This is a genomic window from Nitrosomonas sp. Nm34, assembly GCF_900113925.1.
Lineage (GTDB): Bacteria > Pseudomonadota > Gammaproteobacteria > Burkholderiales > Nitrosomonadaceae > Nitrosomonas.
Map to the genome: position 1 here is coordinate 20,114 of NZ_FORD01000003.1, position 22,086 is coordinate 42,199.

Sequence of the window (22,086 nt, forward strand, 5' to 3'; positions counted from 1 at the left end):
TTCAAAGGAAATCTGGTTATGCCAAGAATTACTAAAATATCCATGCTGCTGTCACTCACGCTGCTCACAGCATGTGTTCACATACCGACGGGACCAGGCGTAATGGTTTTACCCTCAGCAGATAAAACGTTTGAGCAATTTAGATCGGATGACTTGCTCTGTAGACAATTTGCGAGCGAGCAAGTCAGCGAACAAACGCCACGCCGTGCATCCATATTCAGCGGTATGGAAACCGCCGCTCTTACAACTGCATTAGGCGCCATCGCAGGCACTGCTTTTGGTGGCGGACGAGGTGCGGCCATTGGTGCAGGGAGTGGCTTATTGGTGGGAGGATTGGCTGGCAGCAGTTCTGCACAATCTTCAGGAAATATCAATCAACAGCGCTACGATACAGCTTATATGCAGTGCATGTATGCCAATGGTCATCGCATCCCCTCTCCCGGGCGTTTTGTCAACGAGGGATACTCAAGCAGCGGTAGCAAGCCGGCACCCCAACGTGCTCCTTCAGACAGCTATCCACCTCCCCCTCCAGGCAGCCCTCCGCCGGCTCCTCCCTACTAAATTTATTTAATGATACTATTTCAAACGTCAATAAGTAGAATCATGAAATAATCCCATAGCGTAAATAGCGTAGTGAGTCGGATCGAGAATTGCGTCGATCTTACCGCAGGTAAAATGACCATACCTTACGTTCTGGCCGATGGTCATGAATATAGAGTTGAAATGGATCAACGCGATAATTAAATGAACTGGGAAGTTACTTTTGCAGAACCAGGCGGTCAATAATCATGCTTCATTGTGGATGGCTCCCCGCCCGATGGACAGGTGGGGTTGTATACTACTTGTCCGCTCATCTTCATCATATAAACGCATTAACCCTCATTCTCGCGCGATCTCATCTTCTAAGATAGCTGTTCTGAAAAGCCGGTCATGCTGAACCATACCATACGCTGGCGATCAAATTTTTGCTGAACTTATTTGAAAAAATGGGGATCCACATGAAAAAACGCACTTGGCTGAAAGGGTTGGCTACATTGATCACACTGCCTTTTATCTCATCCTATCCACGCGAGTTAGGTGCCGAACAACAAAGGAGCACAAAAATTAAAATCGATCCGATAACCGTTGCCCCGCTCAATAAACCGCATGAAGCGTGGCGTTCGTTATTGTCACCCGAGGCTTACCAGGTATTGTTTGAAGAAGACACGGAGCCTCCTGCAAGCAATCCTCTTAACCAAGAATATCGTGATGGCACCTACATTTGTGCCGCTTGCTATTTACCCTTATTCGATAGCAAACATAAATATGATAGCGGTACCGGATGGCCCAGCTTTACCCAACCTATTTCTGGCCATATCGGCACCAAACGTGATTTCAAGCTGATCTGGCCTCGCACCGAGTATCACTGCGCACGCTGTGAGGGCCATCAGGGCCATGTCTTCAATGATGGCCCACCGCCACGCGAAGAGCGCTGGTGTAATAATGGATTAGCGCTAAGGTTTATCCCTAAAGAAGAAGCACTCCCCGAACTGAGGGGATAAAACATAAAGGCTGAAAGATTAAATCAAATTACATGAAATGAATAGCCGATGGGCTGACATATGGCTATTCTTAATATTGGCTGCCCTTGCAGGCTGGCAGTAGCCGGATCGGATTGATCTGACCGGCGCTGACAAATCGTTTCTTAAATCAAACGCTTGATAAAGCTCATGGTATGATCGAAACCATGTCGGGATATATCAGTGGCTACTTACGAGTCAATCAGCAAGACAGAACTGACCACGTCGAAGTCGTACAGATTATTTTGGGCCAACCAAAAACAGCTCTCAGCATTATATAATCCCATTTGAGTATCTTATACTATTTACAAATCAAAGATGATGAGAAGGCGAACCGCAGACAGCATCAATAAAGCAGCAAGGTGAAGTCGACAAAATCGGAATCGATTTAGCAATAAAATGATTGGTGTATCGGGTCTATAGGCTAGCCTATTTTTAATCAGCACTGTCAATGTCCTCCTCAAAACACGATCATATAAAAGCTGAATTTCTCAATCCGCTGTTAGAGCAAAATTTGCAGCAATGGAAGCAAATATGTCCTTCCATTCAGGAAATCGAAATTCCTGATAAACATTTTCTCTATCGCCAAGGGGAAAGCTGCGCAAATCTTTTTTGGATAAAAGAAGGTATCGTAAAACTTACCTATCTCACGATCCAGGGTAATGAGTTGACGCTTGCTTTAATAAAATCAGGGTGTGTCATTGGACAACTGCAGCATGATTGCGCTAAACCAATCATGCAAGAAAGCGCACAGGCTCTGGGAAAAGTCTCGTTCTATCGGATAGAATATGAAGATTTCAGAAAGTTGATATATCGCTGGCCGGAGTGGTCATGGGCTGTTTTCGAGACCATGTCTAACCGTCAGCAGCAGATTGAACGCAAACTCCGCACTATCCTTACTCAGCCAGTTGGCAAACGGGTTGTTGCAACACTCCTTGATCTTGCTCAATTATTTGGAACACGATGTAAACATGGATATTCATTGGAAGTTTTCCTCACTCAGCAAGAGCTGGCAGATCTAGTAGGTGCCAGCCGTTCTGTAGTCAGTACCATCATGAATGAGTTTAGAAATCGAGGATTACTTGACTATACGCGCGAGCAGATTTGTATCAACGATGCCGCATTAATCAATGAGCAATCGTTTGATTAAACTCAGCTGTTGCGATATTTACCCTAAGCGGTTGTTGTCTAGCTAACAGACATTGGCAGTAACACCGTATTAAAGTACTGACTGTTACTCACCATCAATAAAGGAGCAGTCAAATGAAAATAATTTCACCACGTAACCATGGCTATTTGGATTTCCTGACAGTGGTTATATTTTTACTCGCACCTACCTTATTAGGTTTAAGCAAAATACCCGCAATGCTTGCATATGGGTTGGCTGCAGTTCATCTTGCTGTTACCTTGATTTCCGGTTTTCCCTTTGGCGCCTTCAAGATAATTCCCTTTACGTTGCAAGGCTGGATCGAGCGCATAGTTGGGCCGGTATTAGTGGCAGTTCCCTTCATCCTAGGTTTCGCTGACGAGTTTATCGCTCGGAATTTTTATATTGCCATGGGACTTATTATTATTGTGGTAGGATTACTGACAGACTATCGAGGTGAAAATCGCTCAATCTTTATGACGATAAAAGACTAATTTTCTAAAAAATGGCTATCACCAGGATATGAAATAGGTATAGGCACCACAGCCCGACAGGAATGCTTACGTCACACAAAGAGAGCGCCAGGATTCAACACCTCGCATGCTTTTTAGCACATCACTGGAGGAAGTACCATGCCTATACCAATCGTTATTTTGATACGGCTCTTACTGATCATTTGCGCAACATTGCTTCTTACTCCTATCAAACAAGCAGTAAGCGCTTCGCCATCCCTCTTTTACACTGTTCTACCCTTAAACATTAGTAAAAAAGATTGCCTGAGTCGTGCATACACAGCAATTGCTTCTGAAGTAACAGGACAAATCCTGCAGCGTGCAGATGATGTTGCGCTAGTCAACAACGATTATAACCTGGCCGTGCATTGCCGACGAACCAGTGATAAAAAGAGTTTCATCACCATCATGGTCACCCACCAATCGAGTTTCCAGGAAGCCAAAGAGCTTGCTTTGAGTATTCAGCACGCAATGGAAACCGGCTCGCTCAGATGAGCCTGTTGATTGAAAAATTTCAGGCCACCTCTAAAAATAGTTGGACATGAAATAAGATAAGCAATTGTTTCTGCCAGCACCTTCATTCCGACCTCCCAGTTCACATACATATCTATATAAAAAACCGTAACTGGACAAGGTGTAGCGTGCAATGATCCGGTTGGACCGTATGCATCGAGGCCACAGATCTGCTCCTTCTATGAGCACAATTTGCGCGATACTAGGGAGTGGCCTACTATACAGCTACATGAAAGAATTAGAATTGCGAAAAAGTGTTTCTCTAGTCCTGACATAGCCTTTTCCTTAAGCGATCAACTGCGATTGGCAGGTTCATTTATCAATAGCCAATTTCCCCTCAAGAATTTTTCATTATTTCTATCACATCTCACTTATGTCGCTAATTAGCGACAAATTACTTCACGTAAAAACAGATAGTTATACAAATGACACGAGATATGTTAATAAATTGGCGACAATTTATTTATAATCTTTCAACCTTATTTTAGTCAAGTATTTGATTATATTATATAAAATTTATTGGCACATATATTGCTCACAGAGAACATAATAATAATTATTATTAATTGTTTCTTGATTTACATCAAAGTATCGTAACTGATAATTATTAATAATTACTTTATTAAGTATCTAATCCATTATCAACAACAAAACATCAATAACCTCCAGGGCTGATTCCGGTATTGGGTGATGATTTCGCTTAATCAAGTGTTTGAAAGTTTTATCTTAATTTTTAAATGTTAGGTATGAAGCATTAGTAGATATCGTCAAATTGCAAGCAGTATCAGCTTACTTATGATGCTGGCAGCGCACTCTTGCAGATGCCAATAATTATCAATTCATTCAAGTGCAGTCAAAAGCTACCTACTATTGAAGCATTACGCTTAATCAACGTTATTGCCACAAATTTATTTCAGTAGTTACAAGCTTGTCTGGCCACCTCAGGGTTTAGAAAGTGTGCTTTTTTTACCTTTACAAATCTATAGCCCTGTTGAGGTGAGAAACCTCACAGATAAAGACTGCCTTTAAAAGCAAATTAACTTTTTCTAGCGGTTGCGCTTAACCCCCACACAAGAAATATCAATCTTATTTAATTTAATGAGGGCTTGGATCATGCCAAATGATTTTAAGAAATTAAACTCCGTAATGTTACGACTCGTATTGTTAATTCTCTTGCTATGCATTATGCCAAATGCAATAGCGCAGGAAGAAGATGATTCTGAGGGAGAAGCCCCAGACATCGTTCTCCGGGGTGATGGAAAATGCACAAAATGCCATGACGAGACCAGCGATTATCCTGTGTTTGCCATTGGCAAAACCAAACATGGGACTGTGGCTGATAGTCGTACTCCAACTTGTACAAGCTGTCATGGAGAGAGTGATCAGCATATGAATAACGACGATGCGATGCCGCCACCACCATCACGCACCTTCGGGAAGAATTCGACGACCCCTGTTTTGGAGAGGGATCAGGCATGTTTAGACTGCCATCAAGGGGGTAAACGCATGAATTGGATAGGCAGTGCTCATGCGAACCGGGATATAGCATGCACTTCTTGTCATCAGATTCATACCGACCGAGATAGAGTCCGTGACAAAATGACTCAATCAGAAACATGCTTCACGTGCCATAAGGAGCAACGCGCCCAGATTAACCGTCCTTCCCGCCATCCCATTCGAGAAGGAAAAGTGGTGTGCTCAGACTGCCATAATCCGCACGGCTCAGCTGGTCCGAGCATGACAGTGCGCGATAGCGTCAATGAAACTTGTTTTACCTGTCACATGGAAAAGCGCGGACCCTTCATTTATAACCATCCACCTGCCCAGGAAAATTGTGCAATCTGCCATAACCCGCACGGCACAACAGCACCTAACTTGCTCAAAGTGCGTTCACCTTTCCTTTGCCAGGAATGCCATGAACCCAATACTCACCAGAGTTCCCTCGGAACGATCACAGGAGCTTATGCGAGAAATACACTCGCAAGAGGTTGTATGAACTGCCACACCAACATTCATGGCAGCAATAACCCAGAAAATGTTCGCAATAATGGACTCTTTCAACGCTAATTACCAGGAGAAACAGCAACATGAAACTACCTTTTTCTTTTCAGATCAAGGTTGCCGCTACCTTGCTGATCATAGCCAGCTCGGTTTGGGCAGAACAGGATGAGAATATTAAACGGCTGACTAAGCCACAGAGCACCATTAATTTTGGCGCAGGCTATCTATTCAATGATAATGCCCGCTTTGGTCAATTTAATGGCTTACGTGATGATGGTTTTTACGGTATTTTCAATCTCGACATAATAAGAAGAAATGATGATACCGGCACCTGGTTTAAGCTACAAGGTCGTAATCTGGGTTTCAAGAACCGGGATATCCGGCTTGAACATAGCAGACAAGGTAATTGGGGTTACTTTTTTGAATTCAGCCAGACACCACGGTATGAACCCTTCACAGCCAATACTGCAGTTGGAGGCATCGGCAGCTCCCATCTGCAGGTTCCCACTACTCCCACTGCCGGAGGCCCTGAGCATCTTAAAACCGAACGAGAATCTTTTGCATTTGGTATTAATAAATTCCTGCCTGCAAATTTTGAACTGCAACTCCATTTCAAGAATGAAGATAAAGATGGCGCCCGCATATTCGGACGAGGCAATCGGTTAGGCCCGCCTGGACCCACTGCAGTAGGTGGTTATGAATTCCTTCCTGAGCCTATTAATTACACCACGCGTATTTTTGGTGCCACACTCAATTATAACGGCAAAGATCTCCAGTTATCCGGAGGTTACTATGGAACACTGTTTGAAAACAAAAATAAAGCCTTGACCACTACTGGCGGCAGCAGTGTAGGCGGAATTTTTGCCCCTGCCTTATTTACTCCTATTGCACTACCCCCCGACAATCAAGCCCACCAGGCGTTTTTATCTGGTGGGTATTCCTTTAATCCCCATACACGGGGTACATTCAAGGCTTCCTATACGATAGCAAGTCAAACAGATGGCTTCTTTCCAACCCAGCTTGCAGCTCCTGGCACTCCGAGTGATCTGCATGGCAAAGTGGACACCACATTAGTGCAAGCAGCCCTTACTTCCCGGCCGTTATCCAAGCTTAACTTACTGGCAAATTTCCGCTATGAAGATCGTGAGGATAAAACGCCAGTTTTTCTTTACAATCCGAATGCCTTTAATGTTGATTTAAATGGAAACCGTTGGACTGGATTTAACACCCCACGTTCTTTCAGGACCTTTACCAATAAATTTGAGGCGAACTACGCATTGCCAATGAATTTGCGTCTGATTGGTGGTATTGATTATGAGCACTGGGATCGGACTGGAACACCTCAAACAACAGGCCATCGAAATAGTACCGACGAACTATCCGGACGCGTAGAATTAAGGCGCACAATGGCAGAAACTTTGACAGGAACCCTCTCATATATACACAGTGACCGCTGGGGTTCACATTTTTTAACCAACACCACAGCAACAGGCCAACCATTCTTTAACCTGATCGCGCCGATCAATCTCGCTGATCGCAATCGGGACAAAGTGCGGTTATTGCTTAATTGGGAGCCTTTTGAGCCTCTATCCGTGCAAGCCGCGGTAGACCACTCATGGGACGATTATAATGGCGACCGCAATAACTCAGGCTTTGGTATAAAAAAAGGTATGGCACGAAACTACTCGCTGGATGCTGTTTATACATTTTCCGAAAATTTGCAAGCAAATGCATGGTTCTCAAGAAACGAAACACAAATCGATCAGAATTCCAGAACACCTGCGCCGCGCGTCCCCTGGTCTGTTAAGCTGGAAAATTCAAGCACTTCATTTGGCGTTGGCGTAAATGGCAAACCCCATGAGAAACTCGATATCGGCACCAACATTACTTACTCTGAAATAACTGACAAGTTTAAACAATCAATCACTGAAGTTGAATGTTGTCCCGGTAATACGCCGGTACCCGATATTAAATTCAAACAAGGTAGATGGAATTTATTTGCAAGATATGCCTTACAAAAAAATCTAGGCCTTCGCTTGGATTATATTCTGGATTATTTTAAAACGAACGAGTGGACCTGGAGCGGATGGACTTATACCGATGGCACTCGTTTAAGCCAAGATCAAAGGCAATGGGTCAATTTTCTTGGCATTTCTGCCTATATAAATTGGCAATAATTCAACGCAGAAAGAAAACTGGCCAGCTGGATAAATCTGCTGGCTAGAAAGTTCCAGGATGACAAGTTAGGGTATGGCGCCTGGTATGCGTTTTACCGTACTTATCGCTTTCAGATAAGCGATGAGTTCTTCTATCACCTTTTCCCGCGCTGGAATCTCGGCTGTCAGTGGCGGCATGGTCGTGTTATAGCGGATGCTGGATGGATTATCAATCCAGCGTTTCAGATATTCTGGTTGGATATACTCGGTCACACTCAGCGGATAATTTAATTCAGGCGCCTTGCCGCCACCTTGACCATTGATGGTATGACAGGCAATGCAGTGCTTGCGAAAATGGAGAAAGCCTTGCTGTACTTGCTGGGATGCATTGGCTGGCGGAAAAAGTGCTGGAAAACGGGTGGCAAAAGAGGCCAGTTCAATCTCTTTTATCTGATAAGGCATGTCAGCCGCGCCTTCTTCGCGTAATTCAGTTGACTTCAGACTATCCCATACCAGGTATAACGGCTCTAATTTAACCGTTTCATTATTCTGCAAGACGTTTTCCAGCGTAAACGGTGAATCATCTGCGCTAGCAAAAGCAAAATAGGCGTCATATGCAAGAAACTTTGCTACGGGAATGCTTGGCTGGTAACCATCTGCACAGAGAAAAACGATCTCTTCTGCCTCTCTCCAGTTTTTGCCAAAAATATGATCAAAAAGTGACCGTGCTGAATAAACTTGGTAAGTACGTATTCTTTTTTCATGTGGCTCATAAATTTTGAGAAAGCGCTCAGATGCAATCGCTGCGAATTCTTCCAAATGCAGGATTCGAACGATCTCACCCTTGTTTTTAAATTCAATCTTCGTATTAATCGCACTGCCTCGGGCAAATGCCAAGTTGGTTAAACCCATCACCACGTACACAACAACAAGCATGAATCCGCAATAGCAAAGATTTCTCATTTTGTTCTACCTCATGATTTTAGTTAAGCTACCTATCCTTTATTCTTCTGATAGATTTAGACTAAAATACAATGTACGCCGACACATCAGCAAATAATATCTTTAGGTGCTCAATTCATTAGAAGTAAGTAATTTTTTTGACCTGCTCTTTTGACAAACACATCGCAAGATATATCTGTCAATGCTTAAAAAGAAGATAGCAGATTATGAAAACGGCTAGCTGAATAAAACTTGATACAAACTGAACGAGAACACTGCCGATCAGCTTCATTCAAATGAACTAATTCCAAGGAATGAAAACGGTTGCTTGTACTTTACCGTACTTACTTCTATTAAAAGGCATACTGTTCCTTCGCCCCCGGCAATTTTTTCATCCTTCTGCCTAAAGCGATAGCCCTAAATCAAACTCCTCTATATTTTCTTTTATTTTGCGCTAACGCCTCCAGCTGATCAGTTACCTCTTCCCTATCCCGCGAAAGCACATCTCTGATCAGAACAGTAGCCTGTCAAAATCAGAAGGCGATAAGCTATTCAACACCTCAGCAGTGAGATCCTGCTTAAAATGATCTACTACTTGGTTCGCAATTTTTGAATACCATCCATATGAATTTACCTTTAACAGTAAATTTTATGGAAAGCTTTCTCTTCAAGCTTAGAATTATATTACAAACTGAACCTCCACCTGGTTCCTGGTGCCTGGTAATTAACAGCAATGGTTTATAAAAGTCCGAATCTCCAGCCTACGTCAGAATGACAATACCATGGCGCATTATATAATTGATACCGGCTGATTACCGACTCCATGACAAGGTTGCATAAGTTCGTCACCGCTTTGGATTTCGGCTTGCGATAGACCACTACCAAGTCTTTGAGGGTAAAATTTTGCCAGCTGTTGTAAACTCTGCCTGACAGCTTATGCTCATTCCATTACTGATTGAACCGTGACCTGACCATTCATGAGCATGGGGAGCAGCCAGTCGCGTAGAGCCACTAACTTTTCATTTTCCTGCTCTAAAATATCTTGCCTCGTAAAAATAGCGGATACTGCTGCTGTATATTTTTCAGATACATTCTTCGGCGGGAGTGCGATCTTTACTGTTTTAAGAACACTGGCCGATACTTCCTTAAAGGTTGAACCGGAAGCATACTGGGTGATTGTCTTCAAGCTACTGTTTACTGTGTAATAGATAAAGGCTGAGGAATATTCTTTATTTGGGACAAATGACTTAAAACCTTGATTTGTCGTAAGTTCATTCCGAGCAATGGCCATGTAACCTATTGGCGCTCTCGAACTCAATAAAACAGTCCCCTTTGGATATTTTTTAAGTTTAGCAGACTTGATTCCGACCTCACTGACATCTGTTGCCCCTCGGGTTATAAATTTCTTTCCTTGATTATCAGAAAGGTCGTTTGGTGTAATCCAGTGAGTGCCATTTCTACAAAAATTATCAGTTTCTGTTGTCGATGGCGTGCTTCCGCCGACTATCTGCCCTAGGTCTTCTAATGTCCCTTCAATCCATCCCTCCGGTATTTCTCGCTTCAGAGTTGGGTTGTATACCATTTTGCCACCGGAGCTTTTATAGGGTTTGCTGTTGGCGTCGGGCTTGCCATTTGAGAAGGGCTTGCCCTCCCTTCGGCGCTGCTCAGGGCAGGGAGCGAAGTCGAAGGGAAAGTCAAACTGCACAAACCAATAATCGTACAAGGTCTTCGCCACTGCTTCCAGCTCGGCATTGTTGCGGTTGTTAAGCTCGATTTTAGCGTCTAGTGACGACAGAAGATTAGCAATCTTTATTTGATCTTCCAAAGCAGGCTTGAAAGTGTCGATTTGATGAACAAAATTCCGATTCAAAGTGGGATTAGCTGAACCAGAATCAAGTTGCGCGAGCGGAAGAGCTTTCAAATAATAAAAAATATATTTCGGATCGTTACCTTTGAAGTCTTTTACCCAAAGACTCGTATCGTGAGGCCAAAAATCAGATTCAATGTAAAATGCCGTACCCAAAGTACCTTTTCGGCCAATTACTACACCCGGTCCTTTTACTTTGAATTCATTATGATAGCTAGTAACTCCACTAGAGGATACTACCGGATATAAACCATCCATTTGTGTTTTCTTTGTAATATCAAACCCTCTTTGAAGAGTTAAAATTTCTCCTATTTTTCCTTTGACCCATTTACTCATAATTTAAACTTGCCAACTGCTTTTTAATCTCCACCTCTAATTCCCGCGACTGGCTGAATAAACTCTCCAAATTATCGCTAAACCCTTTCATCTTGGTGGCAAACTGTTCCGGCGTGATGTCCACATAGTCAATCTTGACATCAAAATACTGACCGGCGCTGAGCGAGTAATTCTTGGCTGCGATTTGCTCATAAGTGACCGCCACCGAAAAATCCTCCTCCTGCCGCTTGGCATTGAACACATCGATGATGCGCTGCTCTTCTACCATCGTTAGCACAGTTTTCTGGTTTTTACCGTCCTTGATTTTCTCACCCAGACTCGAGGCATCGATCAGCACTACATCACCCTGATTGCTGGCATCGATAAACAGAATGGACACATTAGTGCCCGTGGTCGCGAAGATGTTGCTCGGCATCGACACCACACCGGCCAGCATTTTGTGTTTGACCAGATGTTCGCGGATGCCTTTGTCGATGCCGGCTTGGGCGGTGATGAAGCCAGTCGGCACCACCACCGCTGCCTTGCCGCCGGGCTTGAGCGATGTAATGATGTGCTGCAGGAACAATTGGTAGATTTCCATCTTGTCCGTGGCCTTAGCTTTGACCTTCGGGATGCCAGCAAAGAAGCGCTCCTTGCTAGTCTTGGTGTCCAGCTCGTCGCGGTAATCGCTGAAATCCATCTTGAATGGTGGATTGGAGACGATGTAATCGAAACGCTTCAGCTCGTTGCCATCCTTATGGTACGGGTGCAGCAGGGTGTTGCCCTGAATCACGTTGGGAATGGAATGCACCAGGTTATTCAGGATCAGGTTGAGGCGCAGCAGGTTGGATGACTTTTGCGAAATGTCCTGGGTGTATATGCTGCAACGGTTTTCGCCGATGGCATGGGCCACGTTCATCAACAAAGTGCCGGAGCCGGCGGACGGATCATAGCAACTGACATTTTTGATTTTGCCTTGCTGTTCCCTGGGCACCAGAATTGCCGCCATGATGCGGGCGACCGCATGCGGCGTATAGTATTCCGCGTATTTGCCACCGCTGTTGCTGTTGTAGTCCTTGATCAAGTATTCGAAAATCGTGGCGTAGAAGTCGAATTTTTGGTTGAAGATGCGCTCGAAGCTAAACTCCACCAGTTTGTTGATGATCGCGCGGCAGAAGGCATCGCGTTTGAATTCGTCGGCAATGTATTGACTGAGCTGGTCGAACAGCACCACCTTGGCGCCGCCGTCGGTTTTAACTGAGAACACGTCGTTGTTGCTGATGGCGATATCCATCAAAGTATCATCGAACAGTTTGGCGAAATCCGGCGCGTTCTGCTGGCTGAACAGGTAGCTGATGAAATGGTTCGACTTCAACCGTGCGGTATCCGCTCCCATTTGCAATTGTAGCATTTCCAGATCGTCTTCACTCAGTGCAGCCAAGGCTTCTTCCCATTTCTCCGCTGTGGCGATAGATGGGTCGATTTGCTTGGCCTCAAACGCGAATTTGTCGTTTAAAAATTTGTAGAGAAAGGTTTGGGTGATGATTTTGAACTCGTTGCCATCGTTGCCCAAGCCATAGTTGGCGCAGATGCTTTTCAGGCTGTCGATCAGGGTTTTGGTTTTTTGTTGGAACTCAAGTTCTACCACGCACGTGCTCCGGTATTAAATTCTTGCAAATATTCCGCGACGACCAGCTGATTGATATAGCGCGAGGCGTCGGGATTGAGTTTGATTTGTTGTTGTTTCATAAAGCGGTGGATAACCAGCGGCATCATGACCCGCTCAAAATAACTTTCATTGTCGAGAATCTGGGTGTTTTGCAATACTTGCTCGTCGGCATCCTGCTTGACACCAATCAGAGCCTCGAAGATTTTACGCTCTGAATCGGAAATACTGCCGCGCTCGGTTAGCCGTTTATGAATGCGGGTATATTTGGCATCGCCCTGATATTTCTGACGCAGCTGGTTGTCCTGGCGATTGAGCTCTTTGATGCGCTCGTGAATCTTATTCAGGGCATCGATGTTGGCATTCATTTCTTCTTGAGTGACTTCTGACAGATTCTTTTTCTTGAATAGCCGTTCCAGTTCTTCCTTCAACATAACGAACATGGGATCTTGCTGGTCAAAATTGCTGGCCAGCGCTTCACGGGTGCGGCGCAGGGTGTTCTTCAGCTTATCGGCCAGCACCAGTTCTTCTTCGCCGATTTTAGTGAACTTGAAGATCACCTCTTCCAGCGCCACATTCAATAAGTTAGCGGTACCGGCTCCTTGCTCGAGGGTCTCTTTGAGATTGAGCAAGTCAAGATGGTTACTGGTTTCCCGATACAGCAGATTGAGTTTTGGGAAATCCAGCCGTTCCAAATAAGCATATTCTCCTTGCAAGCGAATCAAATTGTACAGATTTTTGGCGTCAGCCAGCGCTTTTTTCAACGCCAGCACGGTCTCCCGGTCTTGTAATTCGCTGAGCTGCTGCGAAAACACTTCGGCATTTTCAATATTAAAACGGAACAACACGTCCTTGATATGCTCAATCTCAGTGGCGATTTCGGCCTGCGATTTGAACAGCTTGGAGTAATGCTCCATCTCATCGCCAAGCTCGGCTTGCAATTCGTCAAAATAAGCCTTATTAGTCGCATCGAACTCCTGGCGAATGTCGGCAAAATCCACTACATAGCCATAGCGGAAGCCTTTGTAGGTACGGTTGACCCGCGTCAAGGCTTGCAGTAGGTTGTGTTTGCGGATGACACGGCCCAGGTAAAGCTTTTTCAAGCGCTTGGCATCAAAGCCGGTGAGCAGCATATTGTAGACAAACAGAAAGTCGATTTTGCCGGCCTTGAACTCTTCCACCCAGTCTTTGCGCGCCGCCTTGGTGCCGACATCGTGCAAAATCAAAGCCGCGGATCTCACTCGATTGCTTTGTTTGCGCTGGAATCGATAAGCACTTTCTGGTTGGGCTGCTTTCGCATAGAGGGCGTCTTTAACTTGTGCTGCTGCCGGCATGGGGCTTTTGGCATACTTCGTGTTGAATATTTCAAACATCTGTTTAGCTTGTTCCGAGCTGTCACAGATTACCATGCCACCAATGCTGGCATCACTGAGTGCGCCACGGCTTTTTTCGAAATCGGTGATGATGTAATCGAGCATCGGTTCAACAAAGGTGGAATGGGCATAGACCAATTTTTTGTCGATGTCGCCTTGTTGCACTTCGACTTCTGCCAGTGCTTGTTGTAGCGTGATTTTATAATGGGTCGCGATTTCTTCCCGGATCAGCCGCAAGGTATAACCGTCGGCAATAGAGGCATTGTAGTAATACTTGTGGATATAGTCGCCAAATAGTGCACGTGAGTTGTAGTCATCACCCAGCAGTGGCGTTCCGGTGAGGCCAATTTTGATCGCGTTGCGATCCGACTGATCCAGATTAGCCAGGAAGCTCCCTCTAGGATTGTAGCTGCGGTGTACTTCATCCAAAAAGTAAACGCGCTGAATGGCGATAGCGTAGTCTTTAGTGGATACGACATCAGGATCATCTTTGAATTTTTGAATGTTGACCACCGTAATCTCCGGCTTGCCGGAGTGGTTGTGAATGACTTGCGTGACTTTGATGTCCCGGCTGAATGCCTCGCGCGAATCAATCGTGTGCACAGTCAAGCCGCGGCTGGTGAATTCGCGGTGCGCCTGAATTAGCAGGTCGAGCCGGTCGACGATGAAATAAAATTTGGGGATGATGTGCCGTCGCTGGAAGTAATCGGTTAAAAAGCGCACATTATAGTAGGCAAGTGCAGTCTTACCGCTGCCCTGCGTGTGCCAGATAATGCCTTTTTTGCCTCCCTCGTTTAGCTTGTGCTCGATGGCTTTGGTGGCGAATAACTGCGGATACCGCATGATGTGCTTTTGCAAGCCATCGGTTTCAAACACGTAGACCAAGGTGTAACGTAAAACGAAAGCAAGCCGCTCGCGGCTCAGCAATGAAGTGCAGATGCGATTAGTCGGCCGATTGGGGTCTTTGTTGGTGATGAACTCAGGATTGCTGCGGATGACTTCAAGGTTGTTATCTTTCAGCACGTTCAGTTCGGTTTCATCCGATAACGGCTTGAGTAAGGCCGTGAGATTTAAGATTTCTTCTTCGCGAAAATAGTTGAATTTGGGCTCTTGGTAAGACGGGCTGGCATAGAATGCGCCTTGGATGGGTTGAACCTCACCCTCATTGTATTCCATGTTATTAGAGAAGATCATGAACTGGATGATATTTACAAAACGCCTGAATTTTGAATTTTGGAAACGTTTATTGATCCGATCGCGCTCCGCCAGTATACCCTCGCGATTATAGGGCTTTTTAACTTCGATAAACACCAGCGGCATACCGTTGACGAGCAGGATGATATCGGGTCTGAACTCCTCATCGCCGTTTTGGTAAGTGAGTTCGGTTACGACATGAAAGCTGTTGTTGTTGAAATTCTCAAAGTCGATCAGCTTGATACCTGAGCGGGCGATGAGCCTCTCGTGGAAAGCCTGGCCTAAATCCTCATTATCTAACGCCAGTTTCATATCTTCCAGCAAACGGTCAATATCGGCCTCTTCCAAGCCGGGGTTGATCTTGCCAATCGCAGTTTTGAATAGCGCTGGAAATATATTGGTTTCCAAGCCCCAATGCTGGTCTTTAAGCGACAGATATTGGTAACCCAGACGAATTAAATGCAAGATGACAGGGATTTTGACGCGCGTATCTTCTGTGAACTTCATGAAAATCTTTAAAAGAAATTAAATCACCCTCAATTTCATTATTTGCCTTATCTGCTACCTCTTAAATTATTAATAGGCTCGGCGTAGTAATGGCTTATCTCTATAAGCAATAAAAAACCCAGATAAGAAACACTCTGGGTTTTTGGTTACTAAAATAATTTCGGTGTATTCTAAAACGGAATATCATCTTCCAGATCGTCAAACCCGCTACCTGTCTTATTATAGTTAGCAGGTTTATTAGCGTAGCTCGCACTGCTATTGTATTCCCCTTCCCTATCAGCAGATTCGAAGCTGGCGCCAGCTGCGCGGCCACCTAACATTTGCATACGATCAGCGACAATCTCAGTGGTATATCGCTCAATATTAGATTTATCCGTCCATTTACGTGTCTGCAAGCGCCCTTCAATATAAACCTGAGAGCCCTTTTTGAGGTATTCACCCGCAATCTCAGCTTGCTTGCCAAACATCACCACGCGATGCCATTCGGTTCGCTCTTGCTTTTCTCCACCTTTATCTTTCCAGGTATCGGTGGTAGCAATATTCAAATTGGCCATGGCGTCACCGCTTGGCATATAACGTACTTCCGGATCCCGTCCCAGGTTTCCGATCAGGATAACTTTATTAATTGATGCCATTTATGCACTCCCCTTCAATAATTGGACAACTTTTTCTTCATCAAACCCCTTGAGGTCGACTTTTAGATAAGCCACCTGTTCATTGGCCAATACCAGCGCTTCATAAACGCCGGGCAATGCTGCCAGTTCACGCGACAGTCCACTGGCTTGAGCCGCATCCATCTGTTCAACATGATACATTTTGGAGCGCACTGCTGCAGGTGCTTTCATGGTAGCTGCCAGATACAACCAGGTAACCAGCAATAATGCGCAGAAGGCGGCAATCGCATCCATGCCGTAATGCTGATAAAAATACCCCCCCACACTTGCGCCAACAAATGCACCCAGAAACTGGGTACTGCTGTAGACTCCAATGGCCGTTCCTTTCGCGCCAACCGGTGCGATTTTTGAAATAAGTGAAGGCAGGCTGGCTTCCAGCAGGTTGAAAGCCGTAAAAAACACCAGTAGTGCCACTGCGGTTCCCCATAAGGATTGATGCATGAGCGCCAGTAAAATTTGCCCCGCCAGTAGCAGGACGACTGCGGCAACGAAGATGAGTTTGAGTTTGGCTTTCTTTTCCCCGTAGATAATGGCAGGCACCATCAGTACCACCGATAAAACCAGTACCGGCAGATAAATCTGCCAATGTTGCTCCGCCGCCAGCCCCGCATCACGTAGTGACAGTGGCACGACCAGCCAGAGCGCCATCAATACGGCATGTAACGCAAAAATACCATAGTTCAGGCGCAATAATTGCGGATCACGCAGAACATCGGCAAAGCGTCCGGTGGATACTTCCGTATCGGAATGAAAACGGCTGATGACAGGATCAGGGATCATTTTGTTAACAACTACAATCGCCGCGATCGCTAAGATACCTGTCATAATGAAAATACCCGGTACGCCGATCCATTGGTTCAGCAAAGGCGCCAGCATCAGTGAAAGTGCAAAGGTAGCACCAATAGTCATACCGATCATGGCCATGGCTTTGGTGCGGTGCTCTTCGCGAGTCAGATCGGCGGCAAGCGCCATAACCGCTGCAGAAATCGCGCCTGCGCCCTGAATGACACGACCGGCAATGACCCAATAAATATCAAGGGCAGTCGCGGCCATAAAACTACCGATGGCGAACAGCACTAGCCCTAAATAAATAACAGGCTTACGTCCGATGCGATCAGACATCCAGCCAAACGGGATTTGCAAAATCGCCTGGGTCAGTCCGTAAGCACCCAATGCGATCCCCACCAGCGTGTAATTATCCCCACCGGGAAGATGTTCTGCAAATAGCGCAAAAACGGGCAAAATAATGAATAGTCCAAACATGCGCAATCCATACACACCGGCCAGGCCGATGGAGGCGCGCTTTTCTACCGGAGACATTTTTTCGGAAGTTGATAATGCAGACATGAATCAGATTGTGAGAAAACTGGAAAGTTAGGTATATTAGCAGGTTGACCCATACTTAGGTAGCTGATGGAACTGATTAAGATTCGCGGGGCACGCACCCATAACCTCAAAAATATCAACCTCGATATCCCACGCAATAAACTCGTGGTGATAACCGGCTTATCCGGCTCAGGTAAGTCCTCGCTCGCATTTGATACCCTGTATGCGGAAGGACAGCGCCGCTATGTCGAATCGCTATCCGCCTATGCGCGGCAGTTTCTACAACTGATGGAAAAACCCGATGTCGACCTGATCGAGGGATTATCCCCTGCCATCGCCATCGAACAGAAAGCCACTTCACATAATCCACGCTCAACGGTTGGCACCGTCACTGAAATCCATGATTACCTGCGCTTGCTGTTTGCGCGCGTGGGCGAGCCGCAGTGCCCGGAGCACGGCATTACCCTGTCCGCCCAGAGTGTCTCGCAAATGGTGGACCAGGCACTGCTATTGCCGGAAGGCACCAAACTGATGATACTGGCGCCGAGCGTGGTCGGGCGCAAAGGAGAGCAACTCGATCTATTCGACGAACTGCGTGCGCAAGGATTTGTGCGCGTGCGGCTCGATGGAGAAACGTATGAAATCGACAATCTGCCAAAACTGGAAAAAAACAAGAAGCATACCATCGAAGTGGTCATTGACCGGTTGAAAATATCGCCTGATGCCAAGCAGCGATTGGCGGAATCGTTTGAGACCGCCTTGCGTCATGCTGATGGCCGCGCCCTGGCTGTAGAGATGGAAAGCGGCAAGGAGCATCTGTTTTCCGCCAAATTCAGTTGCCCGGTATGCAACTATGCCTTATCGGAGCTGGAACCCCGCTTGTTCTCCTTCAATAACCCGGTCGGCGCCTGCCCCAAATGCGATGGGCTGGGACAGATTACCTTCTTTGATCCTGAACGGATCGTTGCCTTCCCGCATTTATCCCTTGCTTCCGGCGCGATCAAACATTGGGACAGGCGTAACCAGTTTTATTTCCAGATGCTGATGGCACTGGCCAGGCATTATGATTTTGATCTGGAAACGCCCTTCCAGCAATTGGACGAAAAAATCCAGCACATCATCCTGCATGGTTCCGGCAAGGAAAAAATTAAATTTTCTTACCTCAATGAAAGTGGTCGACCCTATCAGCAAACACATGCTTTTGAGGGCGTCATTCCCAGTCTGACGCGCCGTTATAAGGAAACCGATTCACAAACCGTGCGCGAGGAATTAGCGAAATTCATCAACTCGCGCGCTTGCCCGGATTGCGAAGGGACGCGCTTGTGCCGTGAAGCACGGCATGTGCAGGTCAATGGAAAAGCTATCTATGAAATCAGTGCATGGCCGCTCAAGCAAGCGAAATGGTTCTTCGATGAGCTAACGCTGGCTGGACACAGACAGGCAATTGCGGAACGAATCATACGGGAAATCGCCACCCGCCTGCAATTTCTCAACAATGTCGGACTCGACTATCTGTCGCTCGACCGCTCTGCTGATACCTTATCGGGCGGAGAATCCCAGCGTATCCGCCTGGCGAGTCAAATTGGCTCTGGCCTGACAGGTGTGATGTATGTACTGGATGAACCTTCGATCGGACTGCATCAGCGCGACAATGGCCGCTTATTGGAAACGCTGCAGCACCTGCGCAATCTCGGCAATAGCGTGATCGTGGTGGAACATGATCAGGATGCCATTCAGCTGGCCGACCATGTGATCGATATGGGACCTGGCGCTGGTGAACATGGTGGCGATGTTATTGCGCAAGGCACCCCGGCAGACATTCAGCAAAACGCCTCCTCGCTGACTGGTCGCTACCTTTCAGGCCGATTAGCCATCGAGGTGCCACCAAGCCGCACTTCCCCCAATCCTGAACGTATGCTGAGAATCACCGGTGCATCTGGCAACAATCTAAAGAATACCGATCTCAACTTGCCTGTTGGCCTGCTGGTCTGTATTACCGGGGTGTCGGGTTCAGGCAAATCCACGCTGATCAATGACACGCTATATTGCGCTGTGGCGCAACATCTCTATGGCAGCAGCACGGAGCCTGCGCCTTATCAGGAGCTTGAAGGCATGGCCTTTTTTGATAAGGTGATCAATATGGATCAGACACCGATTGGCCGTACCCCACGCTCTAACCCGGCTACTTATACGGGCTTGTTTACGCCGATTCGTGAACTGTTTGCCGGTGTCCCGCAGGCACGCGAGCGCGGCTATAATCCTGGGCGTTTTTCGTTCAACGTCAAAGGAGGACGTTGCGAAGCCTGTCAGGGGGATGGCGTCATCAAGGTAGAGATGCATTTCTTGCCAGATATCTATGTCGCCTGCGACGTCTGTCATGGCAAGCGTTATAACCGGGAAACACTGGAGATCCAATACAAAGGCAGAAACATCTACGAAATCCTGCAGATGACTGTGGAAAATGCTTTTGCATTCTTTGAGTCCGTGCCGGTGGTCGCGCGTAAACTGCAAACCTTACTGGATGTTGGATTGGGCTATATCACACTCGGACAATCGGCTACCACGCTCTCAGGCGGGGAAGCGCAGCGTGTAAAACTGTCACTGGAACTGTCCAAGCGTGATACCGGCCGCACGCTTTATATCCTTGATGAGCCTACTACCGGTCTTCATTTCCAGGATATTGATCTCCTGCTAAAGGTGCTGCACCGGCTGCGTGACCATGGCAATACCGTTGTCGTGATTGAACATAACCTCGATGTGATTAAGACCGCGGATTGGGTCATCGATCTTGGGCCAGAAGGGGGTCATGGCGGCGGCCAGATCATTGCCGAAGGTACACCGGAAGATATCGCGCAAAACCCGGCCAGTGTCACTGGCGAATATTTAAAACCGATGCTTGCTGCCGCGAGTAAAAAGAAAAGCACAGAGGTAAATGCTTGAACCCACGCGAACTGTTGCTCAACAGTTTCCAGGCAGCGCTAGATGCAGCTGATCCGCTAAAAATCGTCCCGACTCATTTGCCGAGTCAACCCAAAGGAAAGACCTTAGTAGTGGGAGCAGGCAAGGCTGCCGCAGCCATGGCGCAGGCAGTAGAAGCGCATTGGCCAGCGAAAGCGCATTTAGAAGGCATTGTCATCACACGCTATGGTCATGGCCTGCCTACCCGTAAAATAGCAGTCATCGAAGCAGGTCACCCGTTACCTGACCAGCATGGTGAACTGGCCACACGAGCGATTCTGGCACGCGTGCAGGCACTCGACACCAACGATTTGCTGCTCGGTTTGTTCAGTGGCGGTGGCTCCAGCCTGTTATCGTTGCCGATGACAGGCGTCTCGATGGGTGAACTTAAGGATATCACTCGACAACTGCTGCTTTGCGGTGCATCGATCCAGGAAATTAATACGGTGCGCAAACATCTATCCGCCGTACTGGGGGGCAGACTGGCTGCTGCTTGCCGTGCGCCGAGCCATTGCTTGATTATTTCCGATGTCACCGGAGACGAACCGACGCATATTGCCTCAGGCCCTTGTGCGCCTGATCCCACTACTTATGCCGACGCGCTCGCCGTGATCAAACATTATGCCATCCGCGCTTCTCCTCATGTCATGAATATTCTGCAGAATAAAAGTCAGCATAGCGAAGAAGAAACTCCCAAACCGGGTGATCCCATTTTTAGAAAGGTAAAAAATTGCGTTATTGCCACGGCACACCAATCACTCGCAGCCGCTGAGCGTTTCTTTCGCACGCACCACATCACGCCGCTGATGCTGGGCGATACCGTCACCGGAGAAGCCAGGGAAGTGGCCAAAGTATATGCGGCTATGGCAAAAGAAATCCGCCATTACGGTAATCCGTTTAAACCACCCGTAGCATTAATCTCAGGTGGAGAAACCACTGTAACGGCCAAAGGCCATGGCCGAGGTGGGCGTAATACCGAATTTTTACTCTCGCTCGCCATTGCATTGGATGGACTGAAACAAGTCTATGCACTTGCCTGTGACACCGATGGCATCGACGGCACAGAACAAAACGCTGGCGCTATCCTCACTCCCGATTCGCTCACTCGTGCTCATCAGCTTGGTCTCAATCCCAATCCCCTGCTAAATAACAATGATGCCTATACCTTTTTTGAACAACTCAATGACCTGCTCATCACTGGGCCTACTCGCACTAATGTGAATGACTATCGAGTGGTTTTGATCTTATAGAGATTTTCTATCTATTCCATGGCCGGTAACTTACTGGTTCGGCGAAATGAAGTGCCAGCTTTATTCAAGATGATTCTATTGAAGTTCTCATTCTATTTCTAAATCAAACCTGACTTTGTCGGTTTC

Annotated in this window: 15 protein-coding genes; 9 read left to right on the top strand and 6 right to left on the bottom strand. The window is 46.6% G+C overall.

All coding sequences use genetic code 11. From position 1 onward, the window contains the following. The first annotated feature begins 18 nt into the window (after positions 1 to 18). From BM283_RS02020 to BM283_RS02050, 7 genes are all read left to right on the top strand, one after another. On the top strand, positions 19 to 561 hold the full coding sequence (locus BM283_RS02020; protein ID WP_090688594.1) for a hypothetical protein: 543 nt from the start codon (positions 19 to 21) through the stop codon (positions 559 to 561). A gap of 437 nt (positions 562 to 998) precedes the next feature. Further along, on the top strand, positions 999 to 1,541 hold the full coding sequence (msrB, locus tag BM283_RS02025) for a peptide-methionine (R)-S-oxide reductase MsrB (RefSeq protein ID WP_090688596.1): 543 nt from the start codon (positions 999 to 1,001) through the stop codon (positions 1,539 to 1,541). Positions 1,542 to 2,010: 469 nt separating this feature from the next. After that, complete coding sequence (locus tag BM283_RS02030) at positions 2,011 to 2,709, top strand: Crp/Fnr family transcriptional regulator (RefSeq protein ID WP_090688598.1); 699 nt, start codon at positions 2,011 to 2,013, stop codon at positions 2,707 to 2,709. A gap of 113 nt (positions 2,710 to 2,822) precedes the next feature. After that, positions 2,823 to 3,200, top strand: coding sequence for an SPW repeat domain-containing protein (locus BM283_RS02035; protein WP_090688600.1), 378 nt, complete (start codon positions 2,823 to 2,825; stop codon positions 3,198 to 3,200). 138 nt (positions 3,201 to 3,338) lie between these two features. Further along, entirely contained in the window at positions 3,339 to 3,713 is a 375-nt protein-coding gene (locus BM283_RS02040; protein ID WP_090688602.1) for a hypothetical protein, read from the top strand. Between the two features lie 1,203 nt (positions 3,714 to 4,916). Then, positions 4,917 to 5,798: a DmsE family decaheme c-type cytochrome gene (locus tag BM283_RS02045; RefSeq protein ID WP_090688909.1), complete on the top strand. Its 882-nt coding sequence runs from the start codon at positions 4,917 to 4,919 to the stop codon at positions 5,796 to 5,798. Positions 5,799 to 5,818: 20 nt separating this feature from the next. Next, complete coding sequence (locus BM283_RS02050; RefSeq protein WP_090688604.1) at positions 5,819 to 7,909, top strand: MtrB/PioB family decaheme-associated outer membrane protein; 2,091 nt, start codon at positions 5,819 to 5,821, stop codon at positions 7,907 to 7,909. A gap of 66 nt (positions 7,910 to 7,975) precedes the next feature. Here the strand turns inward: BM283_RS02050 and BM283_RS02055 are convergent, their stop codons facing one another. The 6 genes from BM283_RS02055 to BM283_RS02080 all read right to left on the bottom strand — a co-directional run bounded on the left by BM283_RS02055 (position 7,976) and on the right by BM283_RS02080 (position 17,773). Further along, positions 7,976 to 8,851 carry a c-type cytochrome gene (locus BM283_RS02055; RefSeq protein ID WP_090688606.1) on the bottom strand — a complete coding sequence of 292 codons (876 nt, stop codon included), beginning with the start codon at positions 8,849 to 8,851 and terminating at the stop codon, positions 7,976 to 7,978. Between the two features lie 919 nt (positions 8,852 to 9,770). After that, complete coding sequence (locus BM283_RS02060) at positions 9,771 to 11,033, bottom strand: restriction endonuclease subunit S (RefSeq protein WP_090688608.1); 1,263 nt, start codon at positions 11,031 to 11,033, stop codon at positions 9,771 to 9,773. Then, positions 11,026 to 12,660, bottom strand: a complete 1,635-nt coding sequence (locus tag BM283_RS02065; protein WP_090688610.1) for an HsdM family class I SAM-dependent methyltransferase — start codon at positions 12,658 to 12,660, stop codon at positions 11,026 to 11,028. Before BM283_RS02065 ends, BM283_RS02060 begins: the two co-directional genes overlap by 8 nt. Next, positions 12,654 to 15,752: a type I restriction endonuclease subunit R gene (locus tag BM283_RS02070; RefSeq protein ID WP_090688612.1), complete on the bottom strand. Its 3,099-nt coding sequence runs from the start codon at positions 15,750 to 15,752 to the stop codon at positions 12,654 to 12,656. The genes BM283_RS02065 and BM283_RS02070 overlap by 7 nt, the downstream gene beginning before the upstream one ends. Positions 15,753 to 15,922: 170 nt before the next feature. Next, a complete protein-coding gene (ssb, locus tag BM283_RS02075; RefSeq protein WP_090688614.1) occupies positions 15,923 to 16,387 on the bottom strand; it encodes a single-stranded DNA-binding protein in 465 nt (154 codons plus the stop codon). Next, on the bottom strand, positions 16,388 to 17,773 hold the full coding sequence (locus tag BM283_RS02080) for an MFS transporter (protein ID WP_254776091.1): 1,386 nt from the start codon (positions 17,771 to 17,773) through the stop codon (positions 16,388 to 16,390). A gap of 66 nt (positions 17,774 to 17,839) precedes the next feature. Between BM283_RS02080 and uvrA the strand changes: the two genes are divergently transcribed. Further along, positions 17,840 to 20,692, top strand: coding sequence for an excinuclease ABC subunit UvrA (gene uvrA / locus BM283_RS02085; protein ID WP_090688616.1), 2,853 nt, complete (start codon positions 17,840 to 17,842; stop codon positions 20,690 to 20,692). Further along, the gene (locus tag BM283_RS02090; RefSeq protein WP_090688619.1) at positions 20,689 to 21,960 is read left to right on the top strand and encodes a glycerate kinase type-2 family protein; all 1,272 of its coding nucleotides are present in this window, start codon (positions 20,689 to 20,691) and stop codon (positions 21,958 to 21,960) included. The genes uvrA and BM283_RS02090 overlap by 4 nt, the downstream gene beginning before the upstream one ends. Positions 21,961 to 22,086 lie beyond the last annotated feature (126 nt).

What these genes read in the sequence shown, in the direction of transcription:
- BM283_RS02030 (WP_090688598.1), top strand. Translation starts at nt 2,011, where the DNA reads ATGTCCTCCTCAAAACACGATCATATAAAAGCTGAATTTCTCAATCCG.
- msrB (WP_090688596.1), top strand. Translation starts at nt 999, where the DNA reads ATGAAAAAACGCACTTGGCTGAAAGGGTTGGCTACATTGATCACACTG.
- BM283_RS02050 (WP_090688604.1), top strand. Translation starts at nt 5,819, where the DNA reads ATGAAACTACCTTTTTCTTTTCAGATCAAGGTTGCCGCTACCTTGCTG.
- BM283_RS02040 (WP_090688602.1), top strand. Translation starts at nt 3,339, where the DNA reads ATGCCTATACCAATCGTTATTTTGATACGGCTCTTACTGATCATTTGC.
- BM283_RS02080 (WP_254776091.1), bottom strand. Translation starts at nt 17,773, where the DNA reads ATGTCTGCATTATCAACTTCCGAAAAAATGTCTCCGGTAGAAAAGCGC.
- ssb (WP_090688614.1), bottom strand. Translation starts at nt 16,387, where the DNA reads ATGGCATCAATTAATAAAGTTATCCTGATCGGAAACCTGGGACGGGAT.
- BM283_RS02045 (WP_090688909.1), top strand. Translation starts at nt 4,917, where the DNA reads ATGCCAAATGCAATAGCGCAGGAAGAAGATGATTCTGAGGGAGAAGCC.
- BM283_RS02055 (WP_090688606.1), bottom strand. Translation starts at nt 8,851, where the DNA reads ATGAGAAATCTTTGCTATTGCGGATTCATGCTTGTTGTTGTGTACGTG.
- BM283_RS02070 (WP_090688612.1), bottom strand. Translation starts at nt 15,752, where the DNA reads ATGAAGTTCACAGAAGATACGCGCGTCAAAATCCCTGTCATCTTGCAT.
- BM283_RS02035 (WP_090688600.1), top strand. Translation starts at nt 2,823, where the DNA reads ATGAAAATAATTTCACCACGTAACCATGGCTATTTGGATTTCCTGACA.
- BM283_RS02060 (WP_090688608.1), bottom strand. Translation starts at nt 11,033, where the DNA reads ATGAGTAAATGGGTCAAAGGAAAAATAGGAGAAATTTTAACTCTTCAA.
- BM283_RS02020 (WP_090688594.1), top strand. Translation starts at nt 19, where the DNA reads ATGCCAAGAATTACTAAAATATCCATGCTGCTGTCACTCACGCTGCTC.
- uvrA (WP_090688616.1), top strand. Translation starts at nt 17,840, where the DNA reads ATGGAACTGATTAAGATTCGCGGGGCACGCACCCATAACCTCAAAAAT.